Here is a 12204-nt window from a genome sequence, read left to right on the forward strand (position 1 = left end):
GCTCCCCACGCGACCGGGTTTTCCCCAAGTCTGCCGATGCGGGGCGCCGGGGCCATCACCAGCGTGGGTAGTTCCGGGACGGCCGATAGACAGGCCCCTATCAGGCCCCTATAAGGCTGGGGGATGTCGCGTCCCCGCGTTCTGCCTAGCATGGCGCCGGACTGCCACGTGCACTCCGGAAATGCTCCGGCATTTTCCCGGGGCAGAACTCGGCCTGCCGATAAACGCGGACCTGTGAGGTTTTCTTGACGGACGCGGACGTCATCATCGTGGGCAACGGGCCGGTCGGCGCCACCCTGTCGGTGCTGCTCGGGCGGCGCGGGTGGCGGGTGGCGGTGCTCGAACGCCGCCCCCGGCCGTACCGGCTGCCCAGGGCGACCAGTTTCGACGGGGAGACCGCCCGGCTGCTGGCCGCGACCGGGATCGGCCCGGACCTCGGCCGCATCACCGAACCCGCCGGCGGCTACCAGTGGCAGAGCGCCGCCGGCGAGGCGCTGCTGGACATCGCGTTCACGACGGCCGGTCCGTACGGCTGGCCGGACGCCAACACGATGCACCAGCCGGCGCTGGAGGAGCTGATCGCGGCCAGGGCGGACGCCCTCCCCGAGGTCACCGTGCTGCGCGGGCACGAGGTGGTGGACATCACCGACGGCGACCCGCACGTCGAGGTGGCCGTCGCCGGCCCGGACGGCGCCGCGCGGACCCTGACCGCGCGGTGGGTCGTCGGGTGCGACGGCGCCAACAGCTTCGTGCGCGACCGCCTCGACGTGCCGGTGACCGACCTCGGGTTCTCCTACGAGTGGCTGCTGTGCGACGTCGAGCTCCGCGAACCGCGCGAGTTCGTCCCCACGAACGTGCAGATCTGCGACCCGGCCCGGCCCACGACCCTGGTCGGCAGCGGCCCCGGGCGGCGGCGCTGGGAGTTCATGCGGCTGCCGGACGAGAGCGCGGCCGAGCTGAACCGGGAGGAGACGGCGTGGCGGCTGCTGGCCCCGTTCGACGTCACCCCCGGCAACGCCGTGCTCCTGCGCAGCACCACCTACATCTTCCAGGCCAGGTGGGCCGAGCGGTGGCGGGTGGGGCACGTGCTGCTGGCGGGCGACGCGGCGCATCTCATGCCGCCGTTCGCCGGGCAGGGCATGTGCTCCGGCATCCGGGACGCGGTGAACCTCGCGTGGAAGCTCGACCTGGCGCTCGGCGGGTCGGCCCCCGAGTCCCTCCTGGACAGCTACGCCGAGGAGCGCCGCGCGCAGGCCAGGGAAGCGATCCTGGCGTCGGTCCAGCTCGGCCGGGTGATCTGCGTGACGGACGCGGAGGCCGCCGCCGAGCGCGACGCCACGGTGCTGGCCGGGCGGCGCGGCAAGCCGCCGACCAGGCCGGAACCTGCGAAGGCCCTCGCGACCGGGCTGCTGCACCGGCGGCCGGGGGCGGCGGCGGCCGAACCGCCGGCGGGCGAGGTCGTGCCGCAGGGGCGGGTGCGGCGGCGGGGCGCGTCCGGGTTGTTCGACGACGTGGTCGGCCGCGGGTTCGTCCTGCTGACGGCGGACGATCCGCGCACCGTGCTCGACGCGGAGCGACGCGCGTTCCTCGACGGCCTGGGCGCCCGCGTGGTGCGGCTGCTGCCGCCCGGAAGCGCGCCGGACGAGCACGCGGTGGACGAGGCCGCACCGGACGAGGGTGTCGTGGACGAGGACGGCGTCTACCTGCCGTACCTGGCGCGGTTCTCCGCGACCTCCCTGCTCGTCCGGCCGGACTACCACGTCTTCGGGGCCGCGAGCGGCCCGGCCGCCACCGCGGACCTGGTGGACGATCTGCGGGGCCGGTTGCGCGCCGCCGCACCGACCGGCTGAGGCGCCGCCCGGCCCGGGCGGCGCGCGGGCGCGGCGCCCGGCCGGGCGGGTCAGTTCCCGATCAGTTCCCGATCAGGTCCCGATCAGATCGCGGAGCAGCCGCGCGGCGACCGCGGCCCCGTCGGTGCGGACCGTGTCGGCCGCGGCCTTCGCGCGGGCGGCGGTCCCGGGCGTCAGGACCTTCCCGAGCGCGGCCGACAGGGACGCGAAGGTCGGGGCGGGGTCCTCGGCCGCGCCGATGCCCAGCTCGGCCACCTGCGCGGCCCACCACCGCTCGTCCGTGAGCTGGGGCACCACCACCTGCGGCGCGCCGGCGCGGGCGGCCGTCCACGTGGTGCCCGCGCCGCCGCGATGGACGACGGCGGCCGCCCGGCCGAACAGGGCCTGGAGGTTGGTCTCGCCGACGGCGAGGCAGTCGTCCCCGGCCGCGACCCCGTCCCGGTCGGCCCAGCCGCTGGAGACGACGACGCGGCGGCCGAGCGCGCGGGCCGCCTCGACGGCCGTCCGGGTCGCGTCCGGGGTGCTCATGGGCATGCTGCCGAAGCCGACGTACACCGGCGGCGTCCCGGCGTCCAAGAAGGCGGCGAGCTCGGGCGGGAGCGGCCGGTCGTCGGGCAGGACCCACGCGCCGGTCTGCACGACGTCCGGGTCCGGCAGCTCCCCCCACGGCCCGAGGACCGGGTCGGCGGCCAGCCACGGCCGGCCGGTGTAGGCGTGGCGGCAGACGTCGTCCACCGGCGGGAGGCCGGCTGCGCTCCGGTGGGCGTTGAGCGGCGCGCCGTACAGCCCGTGCATGATCGCGGCATCGGCGTCCCACAGCGACCGGTTGTCGGCCGCGCCCGCCGGGTGCGGCCGGCCCGCCCGCGGCAGCGGCGGGTAGTGCGGGGACGGCAGCGAGAACGGGTGGTAGCACGCGTACACGTACGGGACGCCCCGCTTCTCGGCCACCGACCGCACGCCGGCCGGGAGCATCCCGGCCGCCAGGACCGCGTCGCACCCCTCGGCCGCCGCGGCGACCGGGCCGAAGTGCGCGGCGACCATCTCCGCCGCGAGCGCGGCGGCCGAGTCCGCGGGCGGCCCCTTCCTGGTCACCAGCCCGCGCACCGACGGCCCGAAGGGCACCAGCGGCACGCCGATGCCGGCGAACAGCGCGGCGAACTCCTCGTCCGGCGGCGCGCACACCCGGGCCTCCACGCCGAGGTCCCGCAGCCGGAGCGCGAGCCCGGCCAGCGGCTGGACGTCTCCGCGCGACCCGTACGAGACGAGCAGTGCACGCATGTCGGAACTCCGTCCGCGTAGGTTCATCCGTTCTGCGTTATCCGTGTCGGTTCACAGGTCGACGATCCGCGCCCGCGCGAGGATCTCGTCGACCAGCGCCGCCTGTGCGAGCGACATCCGGGTCCATTCGGTGAGGTCGGCCCGGCCCCGGACCGCGTCGGCGAAGGCCGCGACGATGTTGGCGAAGTGGTCGTCGCCGGGGAGAGTGATCTCCTCCACGCGGTCCTGGCGTTCGATCCGGACCACCGGGCGGTGGCTCGGCGGGGGCGTGAACGCCCGGTCCAGCGTCAGCCTGCCCGTGCTCCCGGTCAGCTCGTAGAAGGTGCGGTACGCGTGGTCCATGCCGAACCGCAGGTGCGCGGGGACGCCGCGCGCGTCGCACAGCAGCACGTCGCCGGCCTGCACGGTGCCGTCCCGGCGGAGGACGGCGCCCACGAGGGCGAGGTCCGGTCCGAGGTGGTGGAGCGCGGTGCGGAGGGGGTAGACGCCGAACTCCAGCGCGCCGTCGCCCATGGCCTGCCGGTAGCGGAAGTCGTCCCGCGGTCGCGGCGGCATGGTGAACGCGGCGGCGAAACCGCGGACCTCGCCGATCGCGCCGTCCGCGACCATCGCGGCCACGGCGCCGTGCTGGGAGTGGTGGAGGGCCATGAAGTTCTCCATCACCACCAGCCCGGACTCGGCGGCCCGCGCGAACAGGGCGGCGGCTTCGGCGCGGGTGCGGGTCAGCGGCTTCTCCACCAGCGCGTGCTTGCCGGCGGCCAGCGCCCGTTCGGTCCAGGCGGCGTGCAGCGCCGGGGGCAGCGCCACGTACACCGCGTCCACGTCGGACCGCTTGAGGACGCCCTCGTACGTCTCCGGCTCGCATCCGAAGCGGTCGGCGAAGCGCCGGGCCTTGCCGGGGTCGCGGCTGCCCGTCGCGACGACGTCGATGCCGGGGGCGGCGACGAGGGTGGGCGCCATGCGGCGCCACACGATGTCGCCGCAGCCGAGCACCCCCACGCGCAGGCCGGTCATGCCGTGCTCCCGGCGTAGTACCGCCGGCATTCCTCGTAGGTGGGCAGCATGTCCTTCGCCGCGGCCTCGGCGAGCGTGGGGGCCGCGCGGTCCTTCGCCGACATGATCGGCGGCCCGGGGAGCTTCCAGGGCAGGGCCAGGTCCGGGTCCAGCGGATCGATCATGATCATCGTGCCGGGCACGTACTCCCGGGAGCACAGGTAGCTCATGCACGCGTCGTCGGTCAGCGCGAGGAAGGCGTGCCCGATGCCGTCGGCGAAGTACACCGACACACCGGACCCCTCTTCCTGGTGGACGACGTCGTGGCAGCCGAACGTCGGGGAGCCGACGCGCAGGTCGACCGCGATGTCCATCACGCGGCCCCGCACGCACGACACGATCTTCTCCTGCCCCGGCGGGACGACCGTGCCGTGCACGCCCCGCACGGTGCCGCGGCGGGACACCGAGTAGTTCACCTGCGCCACCCGGAACGGCCGTCCGACGCGCTCCTCGAACGCCGACCAGCGGAACGCCTCGTAGAAGCGGCCGCGGTTGTCGCCCTTGTGCTCGGGGGTGATCCGGTAGGCGCCCTCGATCGACATGGGGGCGATGTCCATACACGCTCCTAGGGTTCTCTCGGCGCCGTTTCCTCGGACGCGACCAGCCGGGCCAGCGCCAGCGCGCCGTGCAGCGACGACAGGCCGCCCAGCCGGGCCGGCTCCACCCGCGGCGGGTCGTGGCCCGGGCGCGCCGTCCGGGCCAGGTGCGCGGCGACCCGGTCGACGGCGGCGGGGACGCCCGCCGCGAAGCCGCCGCCGATGACCGCGCGCTCCGGCCGGACCAGTTCCCGCACGCTCGCGACCGCCGCGGCCAGCGCCCGGCAGCTCCGGTCGACCGCGGCGACGGCCCAGGACCGCTCGGCGCGCAGCGCGTCCCGCAGTTCCGCGGGCGCGACGGCCGAGCCCCGCAGCCGCTCCGCGCGGCGCAGCGTGGCCGGTCCGGACGCGACCGCCTGCAGGCAGCCCCGCCGCCCGCAGGCGCACGGCGCGCCGTCCAGGTCGACGGTGATGTGCCCGATCTCGAACGATCCCCGCCCCGGTCCGGGCACCGGCGCGCCGTCCAGGACCAGTCCGCCGCCGATCCCGGTGCCGACACCGATGTAGAGCAGGTCGCCGCAGCCCGCCGCGCGCGCCTCGGCGAGCGCGCCGAGGTCGCCGTCGTCGGCCCAGCCGACGCGCGTCCCGGGGAAGAGCCGCCGGAACGCGGCGTCCAGGTCCAGGCCGGTCCATTCCGGACGGCTGGGCCAGGCGGCGACCCGGCCCGCCGGGCCGACCGTCGCGGGCAGCGCGACGCCCACCGCCCGGGGCGCGGTGCCGGTCCTCGCCCGCAGCTCCGCCACGTGCTCGGTGAGCTGGGCGAGGTCCCGGTCGGCGCTGTGCCGCGGCCCCCACGCGAACGCGGTCTCCGCGGCGGGCCCGGCGTCCGGCTCGGCCCGGAGGGCGACCTTGGTGCCGCCGACGTCGATGCCGAGGTAGGGGGCCACGCGCGTCAACGTCCGGGGACGGCGGGACACAGGTCCAGCAGGTCGGACGGGCGCCGCAGCACCGCGTCCGGGCCGGCGGCGAGCAGTTCGGCCTCGTCGGGGCCGGCCCACAGCGCGGCGGCCGAGGCGACGCCGGCGCCCTGGGCGCTGGCCAGGTCGGTCGGCGCGTCGCCGACCATCACGGCGCGGCCGGCGGGGACGCCGAGCAGGCTCAGCGCGCGCTCCACGATGTCGGGGGCGGGCTTGGGCCGGTCGACCTCGTCGGAGCCGATCACGTGCTCGAAGAACGGGAGCAGGCCGAGCCGGTCCAGCAGCGAGCGCGCCCGCGGGCCGCTCTTGCCGGTGGCGACGGCGAGCCGCAGCCCGCGGACCCGCAGGGTCAGCAGCAGCTCGGCGACCCCGCCGAACACCGTCACCCGGTCGGCGAGCCGGTAGCTCTCCCGGACGAACGGCTCCTCCATCGCGAGCGGCAGGTCCATGATCCGCATGATGTCCGGGAAGTAGCGGCCCAGGTGCCGCCGGTACTCCTCGAACGGCGCGGGTCCGTCGCCGACGACCTCGGCGTAGGCGACGGCGAACGCCTCGCGCATCACCGCGAAGCTGTCGACCACCACCCCGTCCAGGTCGAAGACGACGGCGTGCCGGTTCTCCGCGAACACGTCGGACACGACGAGCGCGCCGGGCGCGTCGAACGCCTCGGACGCGTCGAGCGGCTCGGCCAGGGCGCCCGGCCGTTCGCCCGGGTGGACTGCCATGGGGCATCTCCGGATCTACTGGAAGGCGGGCACGGTTCGCCGGGCGCGCGCCGAGTGCGCGCAGGCGTAGAAGCTCTCGATCATTTCCACGATGGGCCGGGCCTCGGCGACGGCCCGGCCGCGGTGCCCCGGGTCCGCGAGCATCGGGACCAGGTCGTCCAGCTGCCGCCGGTACTCCGCGCCGATCTCCTCGGCCGGCAGGACCGGCCGGGCGGTGACGCCCTCGCGGGTCACCGCCAGCGCCGGTTCGGGGTGCCGGTTGGGGCTGAACCCGAACGTGCACCGCAGCTCCGCGGTGCCCGCGCTGCCCTCGACCCGGATCACCGAGACGTCCCGCGCCCGGTGCGAGGCCCAGCTCGCCCGCAGCGACACCGAGACGCCGTCGTCGCGGACGAGGAAGCCCCGCGCGGTGTCCTCGACGTCGGCGGTGCCGGCGGCGGGCCGGTCCCGCCGCCACGCCGCGCCCCACTCCGCCGCGTTGACGAAGTCGTCCGACGTCACGCCGGCCACCTGCGCGAACCGGTCCGGGCCGAGCAGGTACGCCAGCGTGTCGAGCAGGTGCCAGCCGAGGTCGAGCAGCGCGCCGCCGCCGGCCGTGTCGCGCCGGGTGAACCAGCCCCCGGCCTGCGGGACGCCGCGGGCGCGCACCCAGGCCAGGTCGACGTGCCGGACGTCGCCCAGCTCCGGCAGGGTCCGCGCCAGCGCCCGGACGTCGGCGCGGTACCGGGCGGCGCTCCCGGCCAGCAGCGTCCCGCCGCCGCGTTCGGCGACCGCGAGGACGTCGACCTCGGCGGGGGTGAGGCACAGCGGCTTCTCCAGGAAGACGGTGATCCCGCCGGCCAGCAGCGCGCCGGCCACTTCGACGTGCAGATGGTTGGGCACGGCGACGACGGCCAGGTCGACCGCCCGCGGGGTGAGCGCGTCCACCGCGGGGTGCGCGGTGACGCCCGTCGCCGCGCGGAACGCCTCGCGGACGGCCGGGTCGGGGTCCACGGCGGCGACCACCTCGAAGTCGGCGTGCTCGCGCAGCCGGGGGAACCACAGCTCCCGCCCCGCCCAGCCGAGCCCGACCAGCGCCACCCGGACGCTCATGCGGAGGCCACGAGGTCGGCGATGATTTCGGCGGCGGCGCGGATCTCCGGCTCCCCCGCCAGCAGGACGCGGTGGTGCAGCCAGACGCAGTCGCGGCTGATGGCCTCGGTGTTGGGGCAGCGCTCCCCGATCGCGTCCGGCGTCTCCGCGGGCGCCCCGATCTCCCAGAACGCCTCGGTGCGGTGGATCGCGCGGAACGCGGCGAACGCGGGCACGCCGGCGGCGACGAGGCGGTCGACGAGGGCGTTGCGCCGCTCCTCGGTGATCCCGGGGACGCGGAACATCGCCATGTAGTGCGAGTGCCGGTCGGCGCGCACGTCGTCCGCCTGCGGGACGACGCCGTCGATCCGCGCGAGCAGCGGGGACAGCAGCTTCCAGCGCTCGTCCCGGACCGCGATCTGCTCGTCGAGGCGGCGCAGCTGGGCCCGCAGCACCGCCGCCGAGAACTCGTTCATCCGCAGGTTGGAGCCCGCGATCCGGTGGAAGTAGCGGCGGTCGTCCCGGGGGCGGCCGCAGCTGTGGCGCAGGAACGCCGTCTCGTACATGTCGCCGTCCGGGAACAGCACCGCGCCGCCCTCGCCCGCGGTCATCAGCTTGCCGTTCTGGAAGCTGAACGCCGCGACGCCGCCGAGCTCGCCGACGCGCCGCCCCTGCCAGCGCGCGCCGTGGGCGTGCGCGGCGTCCTGCAGCAGCGGCACCCCGGACTCGGCGGAGATCTTGCCGAGCGCGTCCATGTCCGCCATGAGCCCGGCCATGTGCACCGGCATGATCACGCGGGTGCGCGGGGTGAGGGCGGCGGAGACCGCCGCCGGGTCGAGGTTGTAGGTGCCGGCGTCGACGTCGACCGGGACCGCGACCGCGCCGAGCCGCTGGGCCGCCTGGGAGGAGGAGATGAAGGTGAAGGCCGGCACGATCACCTCGGTGCCCGGCCCGACGCCCATGCACTGCAGGGCGAGTTCGAGCGCGTGCGTCCCGGTGGTGGCCGCCAGCGCGTGCGCGGCGCCGTGGTGCGCGGCGAACTCGTGCTCGAACGCGTCCACCTCGCTGCCGCCCATGCGCCACCACTGGCCCTGCTCCAGCGCACGGATCAGGCCGTCCCGCTCTGCGTCGTCGTACTGCGGCCATTGGGGGAATTCGGGCGCCTGTCGTGCGTTCATGTCTCTCCGAATCTCCGCTCAAGTCCAAAGTGGGGAAATCACTGGAACGACGGGCTCGCTGCTCAACCGCACCTCGCACGAATTGAGTGGATCAGCCTCTCCGCTCAAAATATTCGGGCCGCTGTGCGGCCACATCCCTCGGTCTGGTAGTCGTCGCTCTCACCCGAGGCCGTAAAAGGCGCGGTAGGAGCCGACTTGGCCTTCGAGCATATGGATTCCGTAATGGACGCGGTGGCCGAGTGCCGCCGCCGTACGGAGAAGTCGTGTTTCGCGGGGCTCCATAATGATGTCGGCCACCACGGCGCCGGGCGGGAGCCGGTCGGGCCGGAATGGCAGCGGATCGCCGGCGCGCAGCCCGAGCGGGGTGGCGTTCACGGCGATGTCGGCCCCGTCGAGGAGCGGCTCGGCCGAGACGGCGGTGCGGCCCGGCCAGTGCGCGTCCAGCCGCGCCCGCAGCGCGTCCCGCTTCGCGGCGTCCGGGTCGCAGACCGACAGCCGCTTCGCGCCCGCCGCCAGCAGCGCGGCCGCGATGGCGCTGCCCGCCCCGCCCGCCCCGGCGAGCGCCACCCGCGCCCCCGCGGGGTCGTGGCCCGCGCCCGTGAGGCCGGCGACGAAGCCCAGGCCGTCGAAGTTCTCGGCGTACCAGGCGCCGTCGGGCTCCCGCCGGAGCGCGTTGGCGCTCCCGGTGATCTCGACCGTCCGGCTGCGGCGGTCGGCGAGCGCGGCGGCGGCCGCCTTGTGCGGCACCGTGACGAAGATGCCGTCGACGTTGCCGGCGCGGCGCAGCCCGCCGACGACCTCCCCCAGGTGCTCGGGCCGCGCGTGCACCGGGACCAGCACCGCGTCGACGCCCAGCCGGGCGAACAGCGGGTTCAGCAGCGCGGGCGACCGGACCTGGGCGACGGGATCGCCCACCACGGCGTACAGCCGGGTGGTGCCGCTGATGGGGTGGTTCGCCGTCATCGCGGCCTCCTCTGCGGGACGTCCCCGCGGCCGGCGCGCAGCAGCCGCGCGGCGGACCGGGCGAGGTCGAGCGACTGCCCGGCGTTGAGCCGCGGGTCGCAGGCGGTCAGGTAACGGGCGGGCAGCGCCCGCTCGGTGATCGCGGCGGGGCCGCCGAGGCATTCGGTCACGTCGTCGCCCGTCACCTCGACGTGCAGGCCGCCCGGGTGGGTGCCGAGGCGCCGGTGCACCTCGACGAACCCGGCGAACTCGTCGGCCACGTGCGCCAGGTCCCGGGTCTTGTAGCCGTTCCCCGACGTGCGGGTGTTGCCGTGCATCGGGTCGCACTGCCAGATCACCTCGTGCCCGGAGGCGTTGACCTTCTCCACGATCGGCGGGAGCAGGTCGCGGACCAGGGCGTGGCCCATCCGGCTCACCAGCGTCAGCCGCCCCGGGGTGCGGTGCGGGTCGAGCCGCCGCACGTACTCGACGGCCTCCTCCGGCGTCACGCTCGGGCCGATCTTGACGCCGATCGGGTTGGTCAGCAGCTCCGCGAACGCGACGTGCGCCCCGTCGAGGCCGCGGGTGCGCTCGCCGATCCACAGCGAGTGCGCCAGCCCGCTCGACAGCCGGGGCTCCGGGCCGCCGGCGTCCACCCACAGCACGGTCCGCTCGTAGTCGAGCAGGAGCAGCTCGTGGCTGACGAACGTCTCCTCGCCGTCGGACGCGCCCGCGCCGAACCCGCGGACCAGGGCCATCGCCTCGGCCGCGTGCGCGCGGGCGCGGGCCATCCGCTCGGGGTCGGGCGTCCTCGCGGCGAGGGCGGGTTCCGTGGAGTTGACGATGTCGCCGCGGTAGACGGGCAGCCCCCGCCCGTCGACGGCGTTGGAGCGGGGCTTGGCGTACTGCCCCGCCATCCGCGCCACCTTGACCACCGGCAGGCCGGACGCCTCGGCGAGCACGGCCGCCATCGCGTGCAGCACCCGCAGGTTGCCGTGCACGTGCGGGGCGGTGGTGTCGGCGAACGTCTCGGCGCAGTCGCCGCCCTGGAGCAGGAACGCGTCCCCGCGCGCGACCGCCGCGAGCCGGTCGGACAGCCGCGCGGTCTCGGCCGGCTCCACGACCGGGTCCGCGCGGTGCAGCGCGCCGAGGACGGCGCCCGCCCGGTCCGGGTCCGGCCAGTCCGGCTGCTGCGCGGCGGGCCGGGCCAGCGCCTCGTCCAGCTTCCGCGCCAGCAGCCGGTCCACCGGGCCGCCCGCGTGCCGGGGGTGCGGGAACCGCCTCATGCCGGCGCCGCATCGGTCACGGGGGCATCGGTCACGGGGGCATCGGTCACGGGGGCGTCGGTGGCCGGGGTGCCGGTCGCTGGGGCCCCGGTCGCCGCGGGCCCGGTCAGTTCGTCCAGGGGCGCGCGGGGCATGCCGGCGAGGACGTCGACGACCGCGTCCTCCGGGACGTCCCGCACGAGTTCCGCGCCGGCGGGTCCGTCCAGCACGAAGCCGAGCCCGTCGACCGCCTTCTTGTCGCGGCGCATCTGGCGGACGAGCGCCGCGGGGTCGACGCCGGCGGGCAGCGCGGCCGGCAGGCCGTAGTGCCGGACGACCGCCAGGTGCTCGGCCACCCGGGGCGGGCCGATGCGGCCCAGCGCGCCCGCCAGCCGCCCCGCGAAGACCGTGCCGATCGCGACCGCCTCGCCGTGCCGCAGCCCGAACCCGGTCGCGACCTCCAGCGCGTGGCCGAGGGTGTGGCCGTAGTTGAGCAGGTGCCGCACCCCGGCGTCGCGTTCGTCCGCCGCGACGATGCCCGCCTTCAGCGTCACGCTCGCGGCGATCTGCTCGGCGAGCGGCAGGCCGCGCAGGTCGCCCGCGCCGATGAAGTGGCAGCGGGCGATCTCGCCGAGCCCGTTCAGCAGCTCCCGCCGCGGCAGCGTCGACAGGTGGTCGGTGTCGCACAGCACCGCGCGGGGCTGCCAGAACGCCCCGACGAGGTTCTTGCCGCCGGGCAGGTTCACCGCCGTCTTCCCGCCGACGCTGGCGTCCACCTGCGCCAGCAGCGACGTGGGCAGGTGCACCACGGCCACGCCCCGGTGGTACAGCGCGGCCGCCAGCCCGACGACGTCGGTGGTCGTCCCGCCGCCGCAGGACACGACGACGTCCGACCGGGTGAGCCCGAACCGCACGAACTCGCCGCACAGCGCCTCCACCGTCGCGAGCGTCTTGGCCCGCTCGCCGTCCCGGGCGGGCAGCAGGAGGGTCTCCACGCCCGTGTCGGGCACCCATTCCGCCGGGCGGGCCGACACCACGACGGCCCGTTTCGCGCCCAGTCCCCGGACCACCTCGGCGAGCGACGCGCGCACCCCCGGCCCGACGAGCACGTCGTAGGAGCGGTCCCCGAGGGGCACCGGGATCGTCGTCGCCGTCACGTCGCCGTCTCCCAGGCGTCCCGTCCGCTCGGGGAGGCCGGGACGTCCGGGGCCGGGGGCACAGTGCCCACCGCCCCCGGCCCCGGACGTCCCCGCGTCCCCGAGGGGCACCGGGATCGTCGTCGCCGTCACGTCGCCGTCTCCCAGGCGTCCCGGCCTCCCCGAGCGGACG

11 protein-coding genes are annotated in these 12204 nt (G+C 76.1%); 1 reads left to right on the forward strand and 10 read right to left on the reverse strand.

Features of this window, described 5'->3' with window-relative positions; translation table 11 throughout:
- Positions 1 to 245 precede the first annotated feature (245 nt).
- On the forward strand, positions 246 to 1850 hold the full coding sequence (mhpA, locus tag DMH08_RS01255; protein ID WP_125611037.1) for a bifunctional 3-(3-hydroxy-phenyl)propionate/3-hydroxycinnamic acid hydroxylase MhpA: 1605 nt from the start codon (positions 246 to 248) through the stop codon (positions 1848 to 1850).
- 72 nt (positions 1851 to 1922) lie between these two features.
- Here the strand turns inward: mhpA and DMH08_RS01260 are convergent, their stop codons facing one another.
- The 10 genes from DMH08_RS01260 to DMH08_RS01305 form a co-directional block, all read right to left on the reverse strand.
- The gene (locus tag DMH08_RS01260; protein WP_125611038.1) at positions 1923 to 3128 is read right to left on the reverse strand and encodes a glycosyltransferase; all 1206 of its coding nucleotides are present in this window, start codon (positions 3126 to 3128) and stop codon (positions 1923 to 1925) included.
- A 51-nt stretch (positions 3129 to 3179) separates the two neighbouring features.
- Positions 3180 to 4142, reverse strand: a complete 963-nt coding sequence (locus DMH08_RS01265) for a Gfo/Idh/MocA family protein (protein ID WP_125611041.1) — start codon at positions 4140 to 4142, stop codon at positions 3180 to 3182.
- On the reverse strand, positions 4139 to 4738 hold the full coding sequence (locus DMH08_RS01270; protein WP_026404014.1) for a dTDP-4-dehydrorhamnose 3,5-epimerase family protein: 600 nt from the start codon (positions 4736 to 4738) through the stop codon (positions 4139 to 4141). The genes DMH08_RS01265 and DMH08_RS01270 overlap by 4 nt, the downstream gene beginning before the upstream one ends.
- Before the next feature lie 8 nt (positions 4739 to 4746).
- Positions 4747 to 5664 (reverse strand): ROK family protein, encoded by a 918-nt coding sequence (locus DMH08_RS01275; RefSeq protein WP_125611043.1) that lies wholly within the window; start codon positions 5662 to 5664, stop codon positions 4747 to 4749.
- 5 nt (positions 5665 to 5669) lie between these two features.
- A complete protein-coding gene (locus DMH08_RS01280; protein WP_125611045.1) occupies positions 5670 to 6419 on the reverse strand; it encodes an HAD-IA family hydrolase in 750 nt (249 codons plus the stop codon).
- 15 nt (positions 6420 to 6434) lie between these two features.
- Positions 6435 to 7511 carry a Gfo/Idh/MocA family protein gene (locus DMH08_RS01285; RefSeq protein WP_026404011.1) on the reverse strand — a complete coding sequence of 359 codons (1077 nt, stop codon included), beginning with the start codon at positions 7509 to 7511 and terminating at the stop codon, positions 6435 to 6437.
- Positions 7508 to 8668: a 3-amino-5-hydroxybenzoate synthase gene (gene rifK, locus DMH08_RS01290; RefSeq protein ID WP_026404010.1), complete on the reverse strand. Its 1161-nt coding sequence runs from the start codon at positions 8666 to 8668 to the stop codon at positions 7508 to 7510. The genes DMH08_RS01285 and rifK overlap by 4 nt, the downstream gene beginning before the upstream one ends.
- Before the next feature lie 159 nt (positions 8669 to 8827).
- Complete coding sequence (locus tag DMH08_RS01295; RefSeq protein WP_125611047.1) at positions 8828 to 9631, reverse strand: shikimate dehydrogenase family protein; 804 nt, start codon at positions 9629 to 9631, stop codon at positions 8828 to 8830.
- On the reverse strand, positions 9628 to 10896 hold the full coding sequence (locus tag DMH08_RS01300; RefSeq protein WP_125611049.1) for a 3-deoxy-7-phosphoheptulonate synthase: 1269 nt from the start codon (positions 10894 to 10896) through the stop codon (positions 9628 to 9630). The genes DMH08_RS01295 and DMH08_RS01300 overlap by 4 nt, the downstream gene beginning before the upstream one ends.
- The coding region (locus DMH08_RS01305) for a 3-dehydroquinate synthase family protein (protein ID WP_325052900.1) at positions 10893 to 12204 on the reverse strand (1312 nt) is incomplete at its 5' end. The genes DMH08_RS01300 and DMH08_RS01305, both read right to left, overlap by 4 nt.

This window comes from Actinomadura sp. WAC 06369 (assembly GCF_003947565.1).
Classification (GTDB): domain Bacteria; phylum Actinomycetota; class Actinomycetes; order Streptosporangiales; family Streptosporangiaceae; genus Spirillospora; species Spirillospora rifamycini.